This window comes from Actinoplanes sp. NPDC048967, from assembly GCF_040649415.1.
GTDB lineage: Bacteria > Actinomycetota > Actinomycetes > Mycobacteriales > Micromonosporaceae > Actinoplanes.
On record NZ_JBEZFL010000005.1, the window covers coordinates 395,042 to 416,427 of the forward strand.

Annotated in this window: 17 protein-coding genes; 6 read left to right on the forward strand and 11 right to left on the reverse strand. The window is 70.5% G+C overall.

Going from position 1 to position 21,386, the window contains the following annotated elements; genetic code table 11:
• Positions 1–4: 4 nt before the first annotated feature.
• Entirely contained in the window at positions 5–838 is an 834-nt protein-coding gene (locus AB0C12_RS23610; RefSeq protein ID WP_360551270.1) for an SDR family NAD(P)-dependent oxidoreductase, read from the reverse strand.
• A gap of 2 nt (positions 839–840) precedes the next feature.
• Positions 841–2,271: an NAD(P)/FAD-dependent oxidoreductase gene (locus AB0C12_RS23615; protein WP_360551272.1), complete on the reverse strand. Its 1,431-nt coding sequence runs from the start codon at positions 2,269–2,271 to the stop codon at positions 841–843.
• Positions 2,272–2,354: 83 nt separating this feature from the next.
• On the opposite strand from AB0C12_RS23615, the gene AB0C12_RS23620 reads away from it, so the two are divergent.
• Positions 2,355–3,269 (forward strand): Dyp-type peroxidase, encoded by a 915-nt coding sequence (locus AB0C12_RS23620; protein WP_360551274.1) that lies wholly within the window; start codon positions 2,355–2,357, stop codon positions 3,267–3,269.
• A gap of 4 nt (positions 3,270–3,273) precedes the next feature.
• Here AB0C12_RS23620 and AB0C12_RS23625 read toward each other — a convergent pair whose 3' ends face one another.
• From AB0C12_RS23625 to AB0C12_RS23640, 4 genes are all read right to left on the reverse strand, one after another.
• Positions 3,274–3,858, reverse strand: a complete 585-nt coding sequence (locus AB0C12_RS23625) for a hypothetical protein (protein ID WP_360551276.1) — start codon at positions 3,856–3,858, stop codon at positions 3,274–3,276.
• Positions 3,859–3,901: 43 nt separating this feature from the next.
• A complete protein-coding gene (locus AB0C12_RS23630; RefSeq protein ID WP_360551278.1) occupies positions 3,902–4,573 on the reverse strand; it encodes a DedA family protein in 672 nt (223 codons plus the stop codon).
• A gap of 141 nt (positions 4,574–4,714) precedes the next feature.
• Positions 4,715–7,573, reverse strand: a complete 2,859-nt coding sequence (locus tag AB0C12_RS23635; RefSeq protein ID WP_360551280.1) for a GH92 family glycosyl hydrolase — start codon at positions 7,571–7,573, stop codon at positions 4,715–4,717.
• 147 nt (positions 7,574–7,720) lie between these two features.
• A complete protein-coding gene (locus tag AB0C12_RS23640; protein WP_360551282.1) occupies positions 7,721–8,092 on the reverse strand; it encodes a DNA polymerase ligase N-terminal domain-containing protein in 372 nt (123 codons plus the stop codon).
• Between the two features lie 176 nt (positions 8,093–8,268).
• Here AB0C12_RS23640 and AB0C12_RS23645 point away from each other — a divergent pair, with 176 nt between their 5' ends.
• Both AB0C12_RS23645 and AB0C12_RS23650 read left to right on the forward strand, forming a co-directional pair.
• A complete protein-coding gene (locus tag AB0C12_RS23645) occupies positions 8,269–10,056 on the forward strand; it encodes a sulfatase-like hydrolase/transferase (protein ID WP_360551284.1) in 1,788 nt (595 codons plus the stop codon).
• Positions 10,057–10,140: 84 nt separating this feature from the next.
• Entirely contained in the window at positions 10,141–10,296 is a 156-nt protein-coding gene (locus AB0C12_RS23650) for a hypothetical protein (RefSeq protein WP_203777291.1), read from the forward strand.
• Between the two features lie 46 nt (positions 10,297–10,342).
• Here AB0C12_RS23650 and AB0C12_RS23655 read toward each other — a convergent pair whose 3' ends face one another.
• The 4 genes from AB0C12_RS23655 to AB0C12_RS23670 form a co-directional block, all read right to left on the reverse strand.
• Positions 10,343–11,656, reverse strand: coding sequence for an alpha-amylase family protein (locus AB0C12_RS23655; protein ID WP_360551286.1), 1,314 nt, complete (start codon positions 11,654–11,656; stop codon positions 10,343–10,345).
• Positions 11,657–11,728: 72 nt separating this feature from the next.
• Positions 11,729–12,538 (reverse strand): RNA polymerase sigma factor SigF, encoded by an 810-nt coding sequence (locus AB0C12_RS23660; RefSeq protein ID WP_360551288.1) that lies wholly within the window; start codon positions 12,536–12,538, stop codon positions 11,729–11,731.
• 225 nt (positions 12,539–12,763) lie between these two features.
• Positions 12,764–13,285 (reverse strand): LURP-one-related family protein, encoded by a 522-nt coding sequence (locus tag AB0C12_RS23665; RefSeq protein WP_360551290.1) that lies wholly within the window; start codon positions 13,283–13,285, stop codon positions 12,764–12,766.
• 61 nt (positions 13,286–13,346) lie between these two features.
• Positions 13,347–14,531 (reverse strand): zinc-dependent alcohol dehydrogenase, encoded by a 1,185-nt coding sequence (locus AB0C12_RS23670; protein WP_360551292.1) that lies wholly within the window; start codon positions 14,529–14,531, stop codon positions 13,347–13,349.
• A 120-nt stretch (positions 14,532–14,651) separates the two neighbouring features.
• On the opposite strand from AB0C12_RS23670, the gene AB0C12_RS23675 reads away from it, so the two are divergent.
• Positions 14,652–15,455 carry an SDR family NAD(P)-dependent oxidoreductase gene (locus tag AB0C12_RS23675; protein WP_360551294.1) on the forward strand — a complete coding sequence of 268 codons (804 nt, stop codon included), beginning with the start codon at positions 14,652–14,654 and terminating at the stop codon, positions 15,453–15,455.
• 39 nt (positions 15,456–15,494) lie between these two features.
• On the opposite strand, the gene AB0C12_RS23680 is transcribed toward AB0C12_RS23675, so the two are convergent.
• Positions 15,495–16,328: a helix-turn-helix transcriptional regulator gene (locus AB0C12_RS23680; RefSeq protein WP_360551296.1), complete on the reverse strand. Its 834-nt coding sequence runs from the start codon at positions 16,326–16,328 to the stop codon at positions 15,495–15,497.
• Between the two features lie 358 nt (positions 16,329–16,686).
• Between AB0C12_RS23680 and AB0C12_RS23685 the strand changes: the two genes are divergently transcribed.
• A complete protein-coding gene (locus AB0C12_RS23685) occupies positions 16,687–19,647 on the forward strand; it encodes a discoidin domain-containing protein (protein WP_360551298.1) in 2,961 nt (986 codons plus the stop codon).
• An 84-nt stretch (positions 19,648–19,731) separates the two neighbouring features.
• Positions 19,732–21,384, forward strand: a complete 1,653-nt coding sequence (locus AB0C12_RS23690; protein WP_360551300.1) for a methyl-accepting chemotaxis protein — start codon at positions 19,732–19,734, stop codon at positions 21,382–21,384.
• The last annotated feature ends 2 nt before the right edge of the window (positions 21,385–21,386 follow it).

Consider the following 21,386-nt stretch of genomic DNA (forward strand, 5'->3'; position numbering starts at 1 on the left):
GCGCCTACATGAGGTTCCGCTTGTCGAGCTGGCGCTGGATGACGTTCCAGTAGCGGCCGGGCGCGACCCGGGCCAGCACGTCGGCCAGCTTGGCCGCCCGCGTGATCACCAGGCGCGGCTTGCGGGCCTGGACGGCCGCCACGATCAGCTTGGCCGCCTCCTCGGGCGGCAGCGTCAGCGCCCTGCGGGTGAACTCGGCGGCCTGCGCGGCCTGCTTGCCGTCCACGTCCGGGCCGCTGAGCCGGGCGCTGGTGGCGATGTTGGTCCTGATGCCGCCGGGGTGCACCACCGTGACGCCGACCTGGCCGGCCAGCTCGTGCCGCAGCGCCTCGGAGAACCCGCGTACGCCGTACTTGCTGGTCACGTAGGCGACCTGGGTCGGGGGTGCGATGAGGCCGAACAGGCTGGAGATGTTGACCACGTGGGCGCCCGGGCGGCTGAGCAGCTGCGGCAGGAACGCCTTGGTCGTGCGGACCACGGCGTGCAGGTTGATCTCCATCAACCAGTCGAAGTCCTTCATGCTGACCTGCTCGAACGTGCCGCTCAGAGCCACCCCGGCGTTGTTGACCAGCAGGTCGGCGCCGCCGTGGCGCTCGGCGACCGTGGCGGCCAGGTCGAGGCGGTCGCCGCCGTCGGACAGGTCCACCACGTGGGTGCTGACCTCCGGTGCGCCCAGCTCGCGGGCCAGCGCGGCGACCCGCTCCAGCCCTTCGGCGTCCCGGTCGACCAGGGCCAGCTCAGCCCGGCGCCGGGCCAGGTCGAGGGTGAGCGCGGCGCCGATGCCGCTGGCCGCGCCCGTGATGACACACGTGCGCCCGGCGAATGCGAAGCGTTCCACGGTCATTCTCCCGTCCTGGTCCGGGCGAACATCATGTCACCGTCGTCGATCCGGCTCAGTCGCATGCGCGGCATATCGAGCAGATAGTTGTTGAGCATCCGCCAGGCCCGGCGGTCGCTCTGCCGCGGCAGCACAGCGGCGGCGCGCCGGACGTAGCCGGAGGAGAGGTTCATCAGTGGCTCGCCGGTGTCGTGGGCGCCGGCGGGCAGCCGCGGGGTGGCGATGTCGATCCGGTGCCGGTCCAGGTAGTTGAGCAGGCGGCAGACGTACCGGGAGGTCAGGTCGGCCCGCAGCGTCCAGGAGGCGTTGGTGTAGCCGACACACCAGGCGAGATTCGGTACGCCGTCGAACATCATCGCCTTGTAGACGTGCAGCTCGTGGGCGTCGACCGGCCGGCCGTCGACACTCAGCGCGATCTCGCCGAACGCGACCATGGTCAGCCCGGTGGCGGTGACGATCACGTCGGCCGCCAGGTGCTCACCGCCGGTCAGCCGGATCCCGTCCGGGGTGAAGGAGTCGATCGTCGCGGTCACCACCGAGGCCCGCCCGGCCCGCATCGCCGCGAACAGATCGCCGTCCGGCACGACGCAGAGCCGCTGATCCCACGGGTCATAGCGAGGGGCAAAATGCGGATCCACCGGTACGTCCGCCGGCAGCTGCCTGGCCACACCCGCCCGCAACGACTTCGCCACCCGGGCGGGCCAGCGCCGCGACGCCTGGAACAGCGCCCAGGTCAGCAGGACGTTGCGGGCGCGGACCACCTGCGGGCCCACCAGCCGCGCGCCGCCCTCCTTGGCCGGCAGGGAGAGCAGATAACTGGGGGAGCGCTGCACCATCGTCACGTGCGCGGCCTGCTCCGCCATCGCCGGCACCAGCGTCACCGCGGTCGCCCCGCTGCCGATGATCACCACCCGTTTGCCGGCGTAGTCCAGATCCTCGGGCCAGTGCTGCGGGTGCACGACCGCGCCGGTGAAACTGTCCCGGCCGGGGAAGTCGGCCTCGTAGCCGGCCTCGTAACGGTAGTAACCGGTGCAGACGTACAGGAAGGAACAGGTCCATTCCTCGCCGGAGCCGGTCCGGACGGTCCAGCGGGCATCGGCGGTCGACCAGGACGCGGCGACGACCCGGCGGCCGTAGTGGATGTGCTTGTCGATGCCGTACTCGGCGGCGGTGTCGCGCAGGTACTCCAGGATGGTGCCGCCGGCCGCGATGGCCTTCGGCTGCCGCCAGGGCCGGAACGGGTAGCCCAGGGTGAACATGTCGGAGTCCGACCGTACCCCCGGATAGCGGAACAGATCCCACGTCCCGCCGCTGGCCTCCCGGGCCTCGAGGATCGCGTAGCTGCGGCCCGGGCACTCGGTCTGCAGCCGGTAGGCCGCGCCGATGCCGGACAGCCCCGCGCCTATGACGAGGACCTCCCTGTGCTCACTCATCTGTCGATTATCGGCGCGCAGGCCCTAGGCTGCGCTCTGTGACTGCGCCTCGATCAGTTGGTCCGACCGTCAACCATCAGGCGGTGCTCAGCCCGCTGACCGATGCCGCGATCTTCCTCGTCGCGACCGTGCGCGAGGGCGGCGAATCCGTCGTGCGTGACCTGCTCGAAGATCTCAGCGGCCTGCAGCGGTCGGTCGGCTTCCGGGTGCCCGCGGCCCAGCTCTCGTGTGTCGCCGGGATCGGCTCGCAGCTGTGGGACCGGCTTTTCGCCGGGCCGCGGCCCGCGCAGCTGCATCCGTTCCGGCAGTGGAAGGGCGCCCGGCACACCGCGCCGGCCACCCCCGGTGACCTGCTCTTCCATCTGCGGGCCGGGCAGGTCGACGTCTGTTTCGAGCTGGCTGCCAAGATCGGCGAGCGGCTGCGCGGCGCCGCTGACATCGTCGACGAGACGCACGGGTTCAAGTATTTCGACGAGCGGGACCTGCTCGGGTTCGTGGACGGCACGGAGAATCCGGTCGGTCCGGCCGCGTCCGCCGCGGTGCTGGTCGGCGACGAGGATTCGGCGTTCGCCGGCGGCAGCTACGTCATGGTGCAGAAGTACGTGCACGACATGACGGCATGGAACGCGCTGACGGTCGAGCAGCAGGAGGCGGTGATCGGGCGGACCAAGCTCGACAACATCGAGCTCGCCGACAAGCCGGCGAACTCGCACGTCGCGCTCAACACCGTCGAGGCGCCGGACGGCACCGAGCTGAAGATCCTGCGGGACAACATGCCGTTCGGTTCGGTCGCGGCCGGTGAGTTCGGCACCTACTACATCGCGTACGCGGCCACCCCGGACGTGCCCGAGCTGATGCTGCGCCGGATGTTCCTCGGCGACCCGTACGGCAGCCACGACCGCATCCTGGACTTCTCGACGGCCCGTACCGGCTCGTTGTTCTTCGCCCCGACCGGCGACTTCCTCGACGACCTGCCGCCCGCCCCGGACCGGGGCTGACGCGTCAGCGGATCAGCCGGGCCGCTTTCGCGGTCTTGCGGGCGGCCGTGCGCCGCGCGGTCTGCGTGGCCTCATCGGGCTTCTCCGGCGGCGGGTCCGCGGCCGCCCCACGCCGCTGTGACCGGACCGGCGGGGCGTCCGCGGCCGGGCGGGACGACGACGCTACGGCGGGAGCACGTTCCGGCGCGGCCTCGAGCTCCTTGGGGGCAACCGGTGCGGCTGCGGCCCGGTCCTTCTCCTTCTCCCGGCGGACCAGCTCGGCCAGCACTTCCTTGTCGTACTTCGCCTCGGCGAGGTCGGCCTTGGCCCGGGCCCGTTCCGCCTTGGCGACGGCCTTCTTGCGTTCCTTGGCCAGCTCGGCGCGGCGTCTGCCCGCGGCCTTGAGGCTCCGCTTGAGCCGTTCGCCTTCCTCGGCGGCACGCCGCAGCGCCTGTTGCTGCTGCTCGGTCAGGCTCGTGAGGGTCTCGAGCTGCCGGTCGATGTCGGTCACCGCGGCGTCGGCGGCGTCGGCCGCGGCACTCGCGGTGCCGGCCTTGTCGCGGCGACGGTCCAGCGGTCGGGCGGTCGTGGTCACGTCCATCACTCCCATCCGGTCTCACCCTGGTTCTACCCGGACGGGTGTCCGGCAACCGTCAGGCCGGGGCGTCTTCGGCGGTGACCGGCTCGGCGGCCTCGCGGGCGCGGCGCCGGCGGACGTGCCGCATGTGCAGCCAGATGTACGTGCCGACGGCGATCACGCCCACCCCGATCGCCCAGAACATGTATTTGTGCAGATGGTCGATGATCTCCACCAGGTGGGTGCCCAGCAGGTACGAGATCGTGCACCACCAGCCCACCCAGAGCGCGGCGCCGATCGCGTTGTAGATCAGGAAGGTGCGCCAGGGCATCGCCGTGATGCCCGCGATGACGCCGTTGAGCTGGCGCAGGCCGTCGATGAAGCGGGCCACCACCACGACCCGGTTGCCGCGGCGGGCGAAGAACTTCTCCGCGCGTTCCAGGCGGGCCGGCGTGATGAAGATGTACTTGCCGAAGCGGTGCACGGCCTTGCGCCCGCCGCGGACACCGATCCAGTAGCCGACGTTGTCGCCCAGCACGGCGGCGATGAACGAGATGGCGGCGACGGCGAAGATGTCCAGCCGGCCCCAGCTGGAGTAGATCGCCGCGGCGACCATGATCGTCTGCCCCGGCGCGGGGACCCCGAAGCTCTCGACACCGATCACGCCGGCCACGGCCAGATAGCCCCATCGGTCGAGGATGGGGGCCACGCTGTGCAGGAAGCTGGGCAGATCGTCGGCGGGGGGCATGGGTTGAGCGGTCTCCCGTCGTCGGTGTCGGGGTTCGCGCCCCCGGCCCCAACCGTATCCACCCGCGCGGATCACAAACCTTCCGGTGCCCGGACGATCCCTCGCCCGGGCACCCTCGCCGGGTTCCCGCCGGCACCGGGGCTAGTTCTGCGGTGGGCCGTCTCCAGGCTTACTTCCCCAGGTCAGACTGGGTGTCGGGGCGAGGGTGTAGGTCAGCGTCGCGCCCCGGACGAGGGCGGACGCGGACAACCATCCCCTGGTGGTCGTTTTCCCGTTGACCGTCAGATCGTGTACGTAGACCGACTTGTCATCCGTGCGCGGGGCCTTGATGGTCAGGTCGCGCCCGTTCGGCAGGTGGATCACCGCGCGCGGGAAGAGCGGGCTGGTGAGAGCGAGTTCGGCCCGGGTCGGAACCGTCGGGTAGAGGCCGAGCGCGGAGAACACGTACCAGGCGCTCATCGTGCCGGCATCGTCGTTGCCGGGGATGCCACCCGTACCGTTGCTCCATTTGCCGTCGATGATCGCCCGGACGGTCTCCTGGGTCTTGTACGCGGCCCCGAAGTAGTTGTAGAGGTACGGCGTCTGGATGTCGGGCTCGTTGGTGGCGTCGAACTTCGTGCCCTTGGTAGCGCTCAGGTCGAACGTGCCGTCCGGGTTGCGGAAGAACGCGTCCAGCCGCTCGGTCGCCACCTCGGTGCCGCCCATCGCCGCGGCCAGGCCGACCACGTCGGAGTAGACCATCCAGGTGTACTGCGCGCTGCTGCCCTCGACGAAACCGGCGCCGGTCGACGGGCTGAAGCCCTCGGCCCAGTGGCCGTCGGCGTAGCGGTCGCGCATCCAGCCCACGAAGGCGCCGTCGGCCGGGACCGGGGTGGGCACGGCCGGGTCGGCCAGTTCGAGCTCGGCGAGCTGCACGATCGGGGCGCCACCGTTGGCGTCCACCTGGAGCCGGTAGTAGCTGTACGGCTGCGGGTCCGCGACGGTGAACTCGCGCGTCTGGCCGCGGGCGGAGAAGCTCTGCCCGGTCTGCGTGTCGAGGGTCGTCCACGTCGCGCCGTCGGCCGAGCCCTGCAGCCGCCAGTCCTTCGGGTCCCGTGCGGGGACGTCGTTGGCCGAGGTCAGCGCGTACGTGCCGACGGTCAGCGGGGTCGCTGTGCGGGCCTGCACCCAGCCGGTCGTGGCGAAGGTCAGCCACTTGGTGCCCTTGTCACCGTCGAAGACCTGGGCCTTGGCCTCGCCGGGCGGGTTGTCGGCACTGGCGGCGATCTCGGTGATCCGTTCGCGGATGTTGTGGGCCAGACCCGGGTCGGCCCGCGCGGCCGGGTCGAAGACGTTGCGCCAGTTGTGCGAGCGGTCCAGGAACTCCCGGTGCCGGTCGGTGTCGCCCAGCGCCTTGGCCAGCTCGGCGATGCCGTAGTCGGCGGCGGCGTCCTCCAGCGTCTCGGCCGCCCCGCCCCAGCAGTGGCAGTCGTCGGCGGGCACGTAACCCAGGGCCAGGTACTTGTCGAGGGACGGCCGCTGCCCGACGCACTCGACGTTGCAGCCGGCGTCGCTGGAGTCGTTCTCGGTCGGTACGGTCGCCGCCCGTACGAGCGAGTCGTACGCGCCCCGCACGTCGAAGTCGCGCGCACCGAAGGCGTACATGCCGGCCACCGCCGCCGCGGCGGGATCGCCGGACATCACCGCGGTCTTACCGTGTTGCAGCAGCCAGCGGTCCCATTCGCCGTTGCGCTGGGTGGCGTAGCTGTAGAGCGACTGCGCGTAGTCACTGGCCATCTTCGGATCCAACAGGGCCAGCAACTGCACCTGGGCGCGGTAGACGTCCCAGCCGGAGAAGGTGCCGTACTGGGCCTTCTGGCCTGTGGACAACTTGTGGACGGCGTCGTCGGCGCCCTGGTAGCGGCCGTCAACGTCGCTGGTCAGAGTGGGTTCCAGCATGGCGTGGTAGAGCGCGGTGTAGAAGGTGGTGCGCTGGTCCGCGGTGCCGCCGCCGATGCCGATCTTCTTGAGCCGTCGTGTCCACGCGCTGCGGGCACCGGCCCGGATCGCCGCGAAGCCGAGGCGCTCGGGTGACTCCGCGGCCAGGTTCGCCTCGGCGCCGGCCCGGCTCACGTACGAGATCGCGACCCGCATCCCCACGCTGGTCGTGCCGGGGGCGAAGCTCACGTAGCCGCCGGAGCCCCGGCCGGGGTTGGGCCGTCCGGCGCTGCTGTAACCGCTGCCGCCGGTGGCGTCGGTGCTGCCCGGCTGCAACGTCGTGTCGGTCCAGGTGCCGGTGGCGGCGAACGGCTGATCGAGCTTCGCGGTGAAGTGCAGGGTGTAGTAGGCGTGTGAGTTGTTGGTGCTCTGCGGTCCGCAGAAGTTGCCGGCGCTCACCGAACCACTGACCGTCCGCGTGGCGGGATCGATGTGCACCGTCGCCGCCTCGCTGCCGGTCTCCGACAGCGACGTGCGGAACAGCAGGCCGGCCGGCTTGTCGGCCGGGAACGTGAACTTGCCGAAGCCGGTCCGCGGCGTCACCGTCAGCTCCGCACCCGCGCCGCTGTCCAGGCCGACCCGGTACCAGCCCGGCTCGGCGGACTCGTTCGCGTGCGAGAACGTGCTGGCGAAGACCGCGTCGGTGGCGTCCGCGGTCGGCGAGCTCGTGATCTCCCCGACGTGCGGCATGATCGGGATGTCGCCGTTCGCGCCGGAGCAGCCGACCCCGCTGAGGTGGGTCAGGCTCAATCCGCGGATCCGGGTGGCGGTGTACTGGTAGCCGCCGGGCGCCGGGGTCGAGAGCTGATTGCCGCGCGAGGTCTGCGGGCTCCAGGCGAGCATCCCGAACGGGGTGACGGCGCCCGGGTAGGTGTTGCCGAGGTTCGTGGAGCCGATGAACGGGTTCACGGACGCCGCGGGATCGGCGACCAGCGGCGGCAGGGGTGCTGCCTGGGCCGCCGCACCGATCGGCACGGTGAGGACCACCCCCGCGAGCACGGCGACGGTACGGGATCCGAACATCCACTGCCCCCTGATGACATCGATGTCAGGCCATGTCAGGGTTCAGCCTCTATTGATCGAGTCCGATGTGTCAACCCGTGGCCGTCGGTCGCCGCCCTGTGGACAACGTGTGGACAGCGCCCGGACCGTGCGAGCCGGTCCGGTGGGTCAGGTCGCCGGCTGGTCCTTGGTCAGGTGGGCCAGCCAGCTCGTGCCGTCGGTGTGGATCAGTGCGTACCGCCGGGCCGGACCGCGGCCGTGCAGCGTGAACAGCAGCCGGCGGTCGTTGCTGTCCTCCTGCTGCCACCATCCGATGTCCGCGATGAACTTGTGCTCGTCGGTGTAGGTGAGGTGATCCAGGGCGTGATCCGGCACGGCGATGGCCAGCCGGTTGCGCGCCGGATCGGTGGGCAGCCCGCGCGGCAACGCCCAGGAACGCAGCACCCCGTCCTGCTCCAGGCGCAGGTCGAAATGGGGCCGCGGCTTGCGGTGGTCGTGCAGGACGAAGGCCGGTTCGGTCACGGCCGGGGGGTTGTTCATCCCCTCCGATTGAACTCCATCGCGCCGAGATCCGTTCCCCTCTTCGGGATGTCCCGGAGGAGGGCCAAGTCTTGTCTGGTTCGGTACGCGAAGCGCTCGCTTCCCGTTTTGGTCGCACGGCGCGGGAACCCGAGGCCGCGGCACCCGCGGCACCCGAAGTGACCACGGAACCCCAGGTGACCACGGAACCCGAGGTGACCGCGGAACCCGAGGTGACCGCGGAACCCGAGGCATCCCCGGATCCCGAGGTGGCCGCGGAACCCGTGGCCACTGCGGAAACCGGCGGCGAGACGCCGACCGCCACGCAGCGTGGCCGGGTTCGCACGATCGCCGGCCACGTCCTGACCGGTTCGGCCACTGTCCTGATCTTCGGCGCGCTGATCATGCCGAACATCATCAGCCGGTTCGAGCGGCCCGGTACCTACCTGCGCCTGCCCATCGAGGGCTTCATCGCCGTCGGCCTGGTCATCCTGCTGCCCGGCCGGTGGAAGCGGATCGCCGCGGGCGTCCTGGGCGCGGGCCTCGCCGTGCTCACCATCGAGAAGATCACCGACATGGGTTTCTACGCGACCCTGTCCCGGCCCTTCGACCCGGTGCTCGACTGGGTGCTCCTGGACGACGCCCAGGCGTTCCTCGAGGACTCGGCCGGCAAGGCCGGCGCCACCGGCGCGCTGATCGGCGTGATCGTGCTGATCATCACCATCGTCGCCCTGATGAGCCTGGCCGCGATGCGCGTCACCCGGGTCGCCGCCCGGCACCGCCGGGCCACCACCGGCACCGCCCTGACCGGTACGGCCGTCTGGGTGGTCCTGCTCGTGCTCGGCGTGCAGACCTTCGACAACATGCCGATCGCCGCCCGCAGCTCGGCGATGTACGTCTGGGACCGCGCCCACATGGTCAAGGGCGGCCTCCGCAGCGGGCAGGAGTTCGAGCGGCTCGCCGCTACCGACGCGTTCGCCGGCAAGACCGGTGACCAGCTCCTCACCGGCCTGCGCGGCAAGGACGTCATGATCTTCTTCGTGGAGAGCTACGGCCGCTCGGCCATCGAGGACCCGGTGCTCAACCCGGGCACGACGGAGCTGCTGGCCGAGAGCACCGAGACCTTGAAGAAGGCCGGCTACGTCAGCAAGAGCGGCTGGCTCGGCTCGCCCACGGCCGGCGGCGGCAGCTGGCTGGCGCACTCCACCCTGCTGTCCGGGCTGTGGATCGACAAGCAGAACCGCTACCGCAACCTCACGTCGAGCAACCGGCTCACCCTGACCAGCGCTTTCAAGAAGGCCGGCTTCGACACCATGAGCGTCATGCCGGGCGCCACCCGGGCCTGGCCCGAGGGCAACTTCTACGGCTACAACAGGGTCTACGACTCCCGGAACACCGGCTACCAGGGGCCGGCCTTCAGCTGGGCGCCGCAGCCGGACCAGTACACCCTGTCGTGGTTCGAGAAGAACGTGCACGGCCCGGCCCACGATCCGCTGTTCGTCGAGATGCCGCTGGTCTCCAGCCACACCCCGTGGGCGCCGCTGCCGCAGTTCATCGACTGGGACGACGTCGGCGACGGCTCGGTCTACAAGCAGATCCAGCAGGACGGCAAGAAGGTCAAGCAGGTCTGGCGGGACCCGGTGAAGCTGCGGCACGAATACGCCCGGTCGATCCAGTACACCCTCACCACCCTGGTCTCCTGGCTCGAGCTCTACGGCGACAAGAACACCGTGATGGTCTTCCTCGGCGACCACCAGCCGTCCGCCATGGTCGTCGGCGACGGCGCCAGCCGGGACGTGCCGATCACGATCCTGGCCAAGGACCGCGCCGTCATGGCCAAGACCTCGAGCTGGGGCTGGACCGACGGGATCAAGCCGGACCCCGGGGCCCCGGTCTGGCCGATGGACGAATTCCGGGACCGGTTCCTGACCACCTTCGGCCCTTCCGGTGACGTCAACCGGGTGCTTGCCCCACCGAAGCGCTGAACCGGTTTTGGCACGTGATTGGAAATCGAGGGCGTTGGGTATCTGGGGGTCGGCGGAAACGCCGCCGACGAACGGAGTCCCCCCATGTTGATCCTCGGTCTCATCCTGCTCCTGCTGGGCATCTTCCTGAACGTCTCGATCCTCTACACGATCGGTGCTGTTCTGCTGGTCGTGGGCGCCGTCCTGTGGATCCTGGGCGCCGTCGGCCGGCCGGTCGGCGGGCGCAAGGTATGGTTCTGATCGCCTGAATCGTGGAGAAAGCGCCCGCCGTCCGGCGGGCGCTTTTTCATGCCTCGAGCACGGCCCAGCCGTTGGCCGGCAGGACCACCGCGGCGTCGGCCGAGCCGGCCCCCCGCAATTCCGCGGTGCCATTCAGAACCGATTTCCCGTACGGCACGGGCAGCTCGGCAGAAGCAGCACCGACACTCAGGGCCACGATGACTTTCCGGCTCCCGTCGGAGGCCTCGTAGGCGAACTGCTCGTTGGTCAGGTGCACCGTCGTGGTCCGGGCGCGATGCAGCCAGGGGTGCCGCCGGCGCAACCCGATCAGCTCCTGGTGCAGGTGATGGAGCGTCCAGCCGTACGGCGCCAGGTCGGCCGGCTTGGCGGGGAAGGCGGGCCGGACCGCGTCGTCGCCGTGCTCGCGGTCCTCCTTGACGCCCCGGAAGCCCTGCTCGTCGCCGGCGTAGATCGACGGCGTGCCGCCCACGGTGCACAGCAGGGCCAGGGCGAGCGGCACGTGCCGCTCGTCGGTGAGTTTGCTGGCCAGCCGGGTCACGTCGTGGTTGCCGACGAAGGTCTGCGGCACGAAGCTGTCCAGGAACGTGTTGTGCCTTTCCAGGGCCCAGCTCAGCTCGAAGAAGTTGGCCGCGTTCAGCGCGCTCCAGATCGCTTTCCACAGCTCGTACTGGGTTACCGAGTCCATGGTGGACTGCTCGACGAACTCCGCGTAATCACCGTGGATGACCTCGCCGACCACGTACGCGGCCGGGAACTCGGCGCGCACCCGGGGCAGCACCGTGGCCCAGAAGTCGGCCGGCACCCCGTACGCCACGTCGAGCCGCCAGCCGTCGGCACCACGCCGCAGCCAGTGGGTCATGACGTCGGTCACGTAGTCGGCCACGGCCGGTTCGGCGTGGTTGAGGGCGACGAGCGCGTCGTGGCCCTCGAAGTTGTCGTAGCCGGGCTCGCCGCCGCCGGCCGGCCAGGTGAGCCGGAACCACGAGGCGGTCGGTGCTTCCCGGCCCTGCGCGAGCACGGCCTGGAAGGCGGCATGCCCGCGCCCGACGTGGTTGAACACACCGTCGAGCAGCACCCGCAGCCCGCGGTCGTGCGCGGCAGCGATCAGCGCGTCGAAGTCGGCGTCGGTGCCGAGGCGCGGGTCGATCCGGAAGTGGTCGAGGGTGTCGTAACCGTGGGTCTCGGCGGCGAAGATCGGCCCGAGCAGCAGGCCGGAGGCGCCCAGCTCGACCGCGTAGTCCAGCCAGGCGGTGAGCCGTTCCAGCCGGCCGTTCTCGCGGCCCTCGGGATAGGCGCCGACAAAGCCCAGCGGGTAGACCTGCCACCACACCGCGTGTTCAACCCAGTCCGGCTCACTCACGACGTCACTCCCTCGGGTCGAGGATACGCAGAAACGCCGGCCCGAACCGGGCCGGCGTTCAGTCTGCGTTGCTCAGATGGTCTCGCTGGCGAGCTGCGTGCGCAGCTTCGTCAGGGCCTTGGTGAGCAGGCGGCTGACGTGCATCTGGGAGATGCCCACCTGGTCGGCGATCTGCGACTGGGTCAGGTTGCCGTAGAAGCGCAGGGTGAGGATCTTCTGCTCGCGCTCGTCGAGCATGGCCAGGGCGGGGCCGAGGGCGACGCGGGTCTCGGCGAGTTCGAACTCGTGGTCCTCGCCGCCGAGGGTGTCGCCGAGCTCGGTGGTGCCGTCGGCGCTGATCGGGGTGGACAGGCTGGTGGCGTTGTAGGCGCGGGCGCCTTCGAGGCCTTCCAGGACTTCTTCCTCGGTGACGCCGAGGTGCACCGCGATGTCGCTGACCTGCGGGGAGCGGCCGAGGGTGTGGGTCAGGGTGGCGTTGGCCTCGGTGATGGCCAGGCGCAGTTCCTGCAGGCGGCGGGGCACGCGGACCGACCAGGTGCGGTCGCGGAAGTGGCGCTTGATCTCACCGATGATGGTGGGGATGGCGTAGCCGGCGAAGTCGACGCCGCGTTCGGGGTCGAACTTGTCGACGGCTTTGATCAGGCCGACGGTGGCGGTCTGGACCAGGTCGTCGGTGGGTTCGCCGCGGCCGGAGTAGCGGTGGGCGAGGTGGCGGGCCAGCGGCAGCCAGGCCTCGATGGCCCGGTCACGCAGGGACACGCGGGAGGGGTGGCCGACGGGCATGGCAGCCATCGCGTTCAGCAGATCGGCGGCACTGTCGGCCGGCGCCTCGCTGATCGCAGGCTTCGTCTCCGCAGCCTCAACTGTCTGGGTGGCAGTCATCTCGGTCCTTCCTTGGCACCTGTCCGGAGAGCCGGCCCGGTTTGCACCAGGCCCGGTCGGGCAAGGTATCGCTATTCGTTCGTGGCCGACGGCGATCGATGATCACCGTCGCCCGCGCACACTTGGCCGTTCGGTTATGACGACCTTAGCCGAGAGGGCCATAGATGACTAGCCGAAAGTATGAGTCACTTTATGTAGTCGAATGATCACAGTAGACCGCGGTGATCATTCGTCGTCTTTGCGCTTCTTCTCCTTTTCCTCGGCCTTCTTCTCGTCCCTGGTCAGCGCCAGGTCGAGAGCCAGGACCGAGGCGATGATCAACAGCGGGTCCTCGCCCGCCTCCACCTGCACGGCGTAGGTGTCGCGGATCGTCAGCCAGCGCTTGGACACCGCGGCCACATCTCGGCCGTCGCGTTCGATCACGTACTCGTGATCGAGCAGGTCGCCCTTCATGGTCAGATCCTCGGGCCCGGGGACGTCGATGGTGAACTTGTCCCGGAACGGCGTGAAGAGCTTCTTGCGGACCTCGGCAGCCTTCTCCCCGCCGATCCGGATCTCGTAGGTCGGGCGCAGCGACACCAGATGCCGGTGCACGCTGGCCACCTCGGTCCCGGACGTGTCCTCGATGACCACCCGGTCGCGGGCGCTGAGCACCTTGGCATCGACGTGGAAGAGCTTGGTGCCGTGCTCGTCGAGGACGTCGAAGTCGTCGCCGATGGAGAAGAACTTCTCTCTGATCACATACATGGGCCCGATTGTGCCCCGTGGCGGCGGCACCGGCTCACCGTTGAGCCGGTGCCACCGCGGCTCACGGCTTCAGGACGACCTTGATGCAGCCGTCCTCCTTCTTCTTGAACATGTCGTAGGCCTGCGGCGCCTGCTCCAGCGGCACCCGGTGCGTGGTCAGGTCGTCGACGCCCAGCGGGTCGTCGTCACCGGTCAGCAGCGGCAGGATGTCGTCCACCCACTGCTTCACGTGCGCCTGGCCCATCCGCAGGGTCACGCCCTTGTCGAAGAGGTCGAACATCGGGAACGGGTCGGCCTGGCCGCCGTACACACCGATGATCGACACCGTGCCGGCCCGGCGGACCGCGGCGAACGCTGTGCGCAGCGCGCCCATCCGGTCCACCCCGGCCTTGTCGATCGCTTTGCGGGCGACCGCGTCGGGCAGCACTCCCGCGGCCTTCTGCGCGAACTCCTGGAACGGCGTCCCGTGGGCCTCCATGCCGACCGCCTCCACGACACTGTCCGCGCCGCGTCCCGAGGTCAGCTCCAGCACCGCGGCCGGCACGTCGTCGACCTCGTCGAAGTTGATCGTCTCGATGCCGTGCCGGGCGGCCATGGCCAGCCGCTCGGGCACGTTGTCGGTGGCGATGACCCGGCCCGCGCCGAGGTGCCGGGCGATCCGGGCGGTCATCTGGCCGATCGGCCCGAGACCGGTCACGAAGACCGTGCCGCCGGGGGTGATGTCGGCCCACTGCGCCGCCTGCCAGGACGTGGTCAGCACGTCGGACAGGAACAGGTAACGCTCGTCGGGGTGGCCCTCCGGCACCTTGATCGGCCCGAAGTGCGCCTGCGGGACCCGCAGGTACTCCGCCTGGCCGCCCGGCACCTGGCCGTAGAGCTTGGTGTAGCCGAACAGCGACGCGCCCTTGCCGTGCTCCTTGACCTGGGTCGTCTCGCACTGCGCGAAGAAGCCCCGGCTGCACATCCAGCAGGAGCCGCAGGAGATGTTGAACGGGATGACCACCCGGTCGCCGGGCCTGATGTGGGTGACCTCGGGACCGACCTCCTCCACGATGCCCATGGGCTCGTGGCCGAGGACGTCGCCCGGGTCCAAGTACATGCCCAGGACGTCGTACAGGTGCAGGTCGGACCCGCAGATGGCGGTCGAGGTCATCCGGACGATCGCGTCCGTCGGTTCTTGGATCTTGGGGTCGGGCACGGTCTCCACCGAAACCTTGGACGTGCCCTGCCAGGTGAGTGCTCGCATACCGTGCGCCTCCGATGGGTGTCGTCACGTCAAGAGGTGCCCACTGGAGTTCGGGATATTCCACGATTAGCCGCCTCGTGGCCGGGCATCGCATCCAGACCGACGAGGAGAGGAACAACCATGACGGGACCGACGGGCCGGGAGTTCGCGGTGGTCACGGGTGCGTCCAGCGGCATCGGCTACGAGCTGGCGAAACAGTTCGTGGAGAACGGCTACGACGTGCTGATGACCGCCGAGGACGACGCCATCGAGCAGGCCGCGGCCGACCTGCGGCGCGACGGGCAGCACGAGGTGATCGCCGTACGCGCCGACCTGGCCACCTTCGACGGCGTGGAGGAGCTCTACGCCGCGATCCTCTCGTCCGGCCGCCCGGTGGACGCGATCGCCATCAATGCCGGCCGGGGCATCGGCGGCGACTTCGTCAGTCAGACCGACCTGCGCGAGGAACTGAACGTCATCGACGTCAACGTCACGTCGACTGTGCACCTGGCCAAGCGGGTGCTGCCGGACCTGGTGGCCCGCGGGGCCGGCCGGGTGCTGTTCACGTCGTCGATCGCGTCGATGATGCCGGGCACGTACCAGGCGGTCTACAACGCGTCGAAGTCGTTCGTGCAGTCCTTCGCCGAGGCGCTGCGCAACGAGCTGAAGGACACCGGGGTCACGGTCACCGCCCTGATGCCCGGCCCCACGGACACCAACTTCTTCCACCGCGCCGAGATGGACGACACCCGGGTCGGCTCCAGTGCCAAGGACGACCCGGCCGTGGTGGCCGAGCAGGGCTTCAAGGCCCTGATGAAGGGCGACGAGAAGGTGGTGGCCGGGTCGGTGAAGACCAAGGTGCAGGCCGCGGCGTCCAAGGCCATGCCGGACAGCGCCAAGGCCCAGATGCACCGCAAGATGGCCGAGCCGGGCTCGGGCGAGTGAGCGGGACGGGTGGCGGGGCGGCGCCCCGCCACCCGGGGCCTACAGGCGCTGGTCGCCGATGACCGAGAGCAGCTGGAGCTTCTCATAGCTGGCCGAGCCCGGTACGGCGGTGAAGACCAGCAGGGTCTGGGACTGGTCCGGGTCGACCAGGGTCTGGCAGTGCAGCTCCAGCAGCCCCAGCTCGGGATGAAGAAGGCGTTTCTGATCCTGGAACACGGCGCTGATGTCGTGCGTGCCCCAGGCCGCCGCGAAGTCCGGACTGGCCGCCAGCAGCGCGTCGACCAGAGCCGCCGCGCGCGAGCCGCGGCCCGCGCGGGTGTAGGCCAGCCGCAGCTGGGCGGTGTAGATCCGCCCGTGCAGCTCGTGATCTTCTTCGGGGTAGATCCGTCGTGATTCCGGATCGGTGTACCAGCGGTAGACCGCGCTGCGCGCCGGGCCGATCCAGCGGGAGTCGTCACCGAGCAGCGCGACTGCCGGCGGCGTCTGCCGCAGTGTCTCGCCCAGACTGCCCATGACCTGGGCCGGGGTGTCGGCCAGCCGGTCCAGGATGCGCATGATTCCCGGGTTGATGTGGTCGGCGCGATGCACCCGCCGCGGTGCGGCGTGCCCGGCGATGCGGAACAGATGGTCGCGTTCGTCCAGGCTCAGCCGCAGGCCGCGGGCGATGGCGGCGAGCATCTGCTCGGACGGGTGCGGGCCGCGCTGCTGCTCGATGCGGCTGTAGTAGTCGGCCGACATGCCGCAGAGCGCGGCGACCTCCTCGCGGCGCAGGCCACCGGTGCGCCGGCGTGGCCCTCGGGGCAGCCCCACGTCCTCGGGCTGCAACGCTTCGCGCCGGGTACGGAGGAAGTCGGCAAGCTGGGCACGGTCCACCCGCTCAGTGTCCCTGCGCGGCGGCACCGGAGGCAGGAACTGCCTGTCCACGGATCCCCGGTCCCTGGACAAGCCGAGGCGCCGGCCTCGGGTGGAGCCGGCGCCATCGATCCGGGGGACGTTCCGTGGGGACGGTCCAGCCAGTTTCATCGATGCATTAGTTAACACGCAAGTAATCTGAGTTCCGGAACCGTGATCGCGGTGAGGTGGATCTCCCCGTACGGGTTTCGGCCGCTGAGGTCGGGCATGCTTGACGCTCGGTTCGCATCGAGCATCCTCGTGGCCGAAAGGTGATTTGACAGTCTTTGGGGCGGACGCGAAGGCTGTCCAGGGCATCCCGTTCCGCCGTGGAGGTTCCTTGTTCGCACTGTCCCGCCGCCGGCTGCTGGCCCTGGCCGGCGTCAGTGGCATGAGTGGTGCCCTGAGCCTGCCTGCGCCCGCGTCGGCCGCCGCGCCGGACCCGGTCGCCGATATCTACCGGCAGTTGTTACACATGCACACCCGGTGGGTGGAGGAGCAGTGGGACACCAAGATCGGTGCCTACCGCGCGGCGGACTTCCGCTTCACCGCGGTGCTCGGCAATGCCGTCCTGCTCGGCCTGGACGACTACGACGCCCGCCTGGCCGACGTCGACGCTGGCACGCTGAAGGCCAAGACCGTCGCCACGATCCAGCGGTTCGCCGCCACCAACCGGTTCGCCGGCGGCACCGAGTGGGGCCGGCAGCTCTTCTGGGACTCCACATTCGAGCTGTACTTCGTGCTCGCCGCCCGGCTGCTCTGGGCCGATCTGGACACCCAGACCCGGCGCAACGTGCAGCAGATCGCCGTGGGCCAGGCCTCGTACGCGTACGGGCTGGGCTCCGACGACGACCCGCTCAGCGGTGACTGGTCACCCAACGGCACGGCCGGCGGCTGGCTCGGCGACACCAAGCTCGAGGAGATGGGCGTCTACGCCCAGGCCATCGCGCCCGGCCTCGCCTGGGCCGGCGACGACGAGGCCGCCGAGGGCTGGCGGGAGCGTTTCCTGCTCTGGGCCACGAACGCGAGCGGCCTGCCCGCCGCCGACCTGGCCAACCCCGCCGTCGTGGACGGGGAACGGATCGACCAGCGGGCCACCGCGCACAACCTGCACGACACCTTCATCGTGGAGAACCACGAGTCGGCCAGCCCGCACTACCAGGCCGAGCTCTGGCGTACGGCCGGCCGCGCGGCGATCCACTTCCTGGTGGCCGGCCGCCCGCTGCCCGAGGTGCTCACCCACCAGCCCAACGGCGCCCAGCTCTGGGCCACGTTGCGCCTGCTGGCCAGCGACGCCGGTGAGCCGGTCATGCCGATGGTCGCCGACCGCTACCACCTGTACGGCCGCGACGTACTGCCGCTGGCGTTCCTGGCCCAGGTCCAGGGTGACCGGGATGCCGCGCGCGCCGAGGCCGACCTGGCCGAGCGCCTGGTGCCCTACCTGCGGTACGAGCCGAAGTACCAGCTCACCAAGTTCAGCGGCGAGGACAAGTACGAGCCCGAGGCCCGCGCCGAGCTGGCCATCTCGTACCTCTTCCACCGCCTGCGCGACCGCCCGGTCCAGCCGGTCGGCCCGGCCGAGTTCTTCCGCCGGGCGAGCGGCACCCGGGACTTCGGCCGCGACGTCGGCCTCACCGCCCACCAGTCGGAGCAGGCGTTCGCGGCCGCCGTGACCAAGCCCGGCTTCGTCAACTTCCTCTGGCAGCCGGGACACGACAACTGGCTGATCGACACCCGGGAGCCGGCCTTCCTGCCCCGGGACACCGCGCCGACCGCCCGGTGGACGAAGGCGTGGAGCGAGGTCCGCGACGGGGTGGACGCCACCGCCACCGTGCTGGCCGTCGCCGGCGGCCGGGCCGGCTTCGCCACGCTGCCGACCGGCACGGTGGTCTACGCGAGCACCGGGCTCCCCGGCGAAGGTCGTCTCTCCCTGTTCAATCTGTACATGCCGGGTGTGCCGGGGTTGACCGGCAGCCGGCTGTTCACCACGCCCACCGGCTCGGCGCTGCTCAGTGACCCGGGCGACGGCGACATCACGTTCGCCCCGCGGGACGCCCGCTGGGTGCGGATGCTGGGCCGCGAGCCCGGCACCGAGTACGGCTACTCGATCTTCACCTTCGCCGTGCTGGACACCAGCGGTGCCGACCTGGCCCAGGGCGCGATGCCGACCGCGTCCTCCGAGGACATCTGGAACCCGGCCCGCAACGCCACCGACGGCAACCCGGACACCCGCTGGGCCGTGGCCCGCGAGGAGCGCGGACGCGCCGACAGCTGGCTCGCCGTGGACCTGGGTTCCGCCGTCCGGGTGGCCGGGGTGCGGATCGCGTGGGAGGCCGCGTACGGCAAGAGGTTCGTCATCCAGACCTCGACCGACGGCCTGACCTGGACCGACGCGGTCGCCGTGCCGCAGACCCGGTCGGCCGCGGGCTGGGTCGGCATCGACGGCCGGGCCGGCCTCGTCACCCACGGCACCAAGCGCAAGATCGTGGTGAGCCCGGCCGAGGTGGTCGCGCCGGCCCCGATCATCGAGGGGTATCCGGGCCGCCGCACCGACCTGGCCAAGCTCGCCGCCCGCCCGCTGCCCACCGCTCGTGGCCTGCTGATCAGCGACGCCGACGGCTATCTCAGCGTCTTCAACCTCGCGGCCCGGCCGGTGACCGGGGCCGTGGTGCGCGTGCCCTCCGCCCGCCGGCTCTATCGCGGCACCCAGGTGGCTCGCCGCCGGGGCCTGGACTGGACGGTCAGCCTGGCCGGTGGCACCGCTCTGGTCGAGCCACCCCGCTTCACGGTCGAGGACGGGGTGCCCGACGGCACGAGATTCGAGGTGGCCGACTCCCACCACCTGACCGTCACCGCGCCCGCCAAGCACAAGGTGGTGGTCACCGTCCGGGCCGGATCCTGGTCGTCGACGATCCGGGTGTCCGCCGGGCGGTCGCGCAGCGTCACGGTGCCGGGAGCGCCGGTCACCCCGACCGCCGACCTGGCCCGGGGCCGCACCACGTTCCCCACCTCGCCGCTGCCGGCCGGCATGAGCCCACCCGCCCGGGCAGTGGACGGCGATCCGCGCACGGCCTGGCGTCCGGGCCCGTCCGGCCGGATGGTTGTCGACCTGGGTGCCGTGACGGCGGTCGCCGACGTGCAGCTGACCTGGTCGAAGGGCCGCCGCCGGCCGGTGCGGGTCGAGGCCTCGCGGGACGGCGTCACGTACGCGGCGCTCAGCGGGACGGCCCGTTATGTGGCAGTCGCGGTCGAGGACTGGCGGCCGGGCGACGCGGAGCTGGTGCATCTCACCGTCCGGTGAACCGCTGTTTGATCAGCTTTCGCGTTTTGCCCCACTTTCTCCGCTCCTGGAGCGATGATTCATCGCGAGCGGAAGGTGACGGGTATGCCGAATGCAGTGCTGAACGACGCCCAGCAGGTCACGGTGAAACGCGGCCCGATCGCGGGTCTGCTGGCCGACCGCAGCCTGGCGGTGAAGAACGTGGTCGCGGTGGCCGCGATGGCGATCGTCGCCGTGGTCGTCGGCGGGCTCGGCATCTCCCGGATCTCGGAGATGAGCGACGACCTCACCCAGATGAAGGCCGAGCACGTCGACAGCCTCCAGCAGGTGGCCGAGCTGCGCGGGGGCATCGCCGAGATGTTCCGCGGCATGCTGCTCTATCAGCTCGGCGCGGACGCTGCCGGCAAGAAGCAGGGCCGGGACGCCGTCAGCGCCGCGGACGCCAAGATCGACTCCGCCCTCGGCGCCTACTCCGGGATCGCGGCCGACTCCCAGGCCCGCGAGAAGAGCCTGGCCACCTTCACCGAGGCCCTCAAGCACTATCGGGCGCTGCGCGACACCGTCCTCTTCGCGGAGCCCATCTCGGGCGGATACACGCTGCCGGCCCCGGACCAGATCGTCAACGAGTTCAACAGCGTCGAGGGCGCCATGAACACGTCGGTGGCCGACCTGCAGAAACTGGAGGACACCGAGGCCGACGCCCTGGCCCAGGACGCCGGTGAGGAGTTCCGCTCGGCCCGCACCATCATGATCGCCGCCCTGATCGTCGGGATCCTGCTGGCCGCCGCCATCGCCATGCTGGTCGTCCGGCTGATCAGGCAGCAGCTCGCGACCGTGGCGACAGCACTGGGCGCGGTGGCCGACAACGACCTCACCATCGCCGCCGAGGTGCGCTCCCGCGACGAGCTGGGCCGGATGGCCATGGCCGTCAACCGGGCCCGCGACGGGCTGCGCGCCACGGTCGGCTCGCTGACCACCGGCGCCCACAACCTGGGCGCCAGCACCCAGCAGCTCACCGGTGTGACGGCCCGGATCGGCGAGAGTGCCCGCGAGGCCGCGGCCCAGGCCGGTCTGGTCGCCGCAGCCGCCGGTGACGTCTCCGGCTCGGTGCAGTCGGTCGCGGCCGGCAGCGACGAGATGGGCGCCTCGATCCGCGAGATCGCCCAGAACGCCAACGACGCCGCGCAGGTCGCCTCCAGCGCCGTCGGCGTCGCCCAGAGCACCAACGACACCGTCGCCAAGCTGGGCACCTCGTCCGCCGAGATCGGCGACGTGGTCAAGGTGATCACCGCGATCGCCGAGCAGACCAACCTGCTGGCGCTGAACGCGACCATCGAGGCGGCCCGGGCCGGTGACGCCGGCAAGGGTTTCGCGGTGGTGGCCAGCGAGGTCAAGGACCTGGCCCAGGAGACCGCACGGGCCACCGAGGACATCTCCCGGCGGGTCGAGACGATCCAGGCCGACACGTCCAGCGCGGTCGAGGCGATCGGCGAGATCTCGCAGATCATCCAGCGGATCAACGACTACCAGGTCACCATCGCCTCGGCGGTCGAGGAGCAGACGGCGACCACGGCCGAGATGAGCCGCAGCATCAGCGAGGCGGCCGGCGGCAGCTCGACCATCGCGACCAACATCAACGGCGTGGCGCACTCGGCCGAGCAGACCAGCAGCACGCTGGTGGAGGCGGACGCCGCGGTGAGCCAGCTCAACGGGGTGGCCGAGGAACTGCGCGTGGTGGCGGAACGCTTCCGGGTCTGAGC

Coding starts and splice junctions, on each gene's coding strand:
- AB0C12_RS23635 (WP_360551280.1), bottom strand. CDS start 7,573: ATGTTCGGATCCCGTACCGTCGCCGTGCTCGCGGGGGTGGTCCTCACC.
- AB0C12_RS23670 (WP_360551292.1), bottom strand. CDS start 14,531: ATGCGAGCACTCACCTGGCAGGGCACGTCCAAGGTTTCGGTGGAGACC.
- AB0C12_RS23665 (WP_360551290.1), bottom strand. CDS start 13,285: ATGTATGTGATCAGAGAGAAGTTCTTCTCCATCGGCGACGACTTCGAC.
- AB0C12_RS23650 (WP_203777291.1), top strand. CDS start 10,141: ATGTTGATCCTCGGTCTCATCCTGCTCCTGCTGGGCATCTTCCTGAAC.
- AB0C12_RS23690 (WP_360551300.1), top strand. CDS start 19,732: ATGCCGAATGCAGTGCTGAACGACGCCCAGCAGGTCACGGTGAAACGC.
- AB0C12_RS23615 (WP_360551272.1), bottom strand. CDS start 2,271: ATGAGTGAGCACAGGGAGGTCCTCGTCATAGGCGCGGGGCTGTCCGGC.
- AB0C12_RS23630 (WP_360551278.1), bottom strand. CDS start 4,573: ATGCCCCCCGCCGACGATCTGCCCAGCTTCCTGCACAGCGTGGCCCCC.
- AB0C12_RS23625 (WP_360551276.1), bottom strand. CDS start 3,858: ATGGGAGTGATGGACGTGACCACGACCGCCCGACCGCTGGACCGTCGC.
- AB0C12_RS23640 (WP_360551282.1), bottom strand. CDS start 8,092: ATGAACAACCCCCCGGCCGTGACCGAACCGGCCTTCGTCCTGCACGAC.
- AB0C12_RS23660 (WP_360551288.1), bottom strand. CDS start 12,538: ATGACTGCCACCCAGACAGTTGAGGCTGCGGAGACGAAGCCTGCGATC.
- AB0C12_RS23675 (WP_360551294.1), top strand. CDS start 14,652: ATGACGGGACCGACGGGCCGGGAGTTCGCGGTGGTCACGGGTGCGTCC.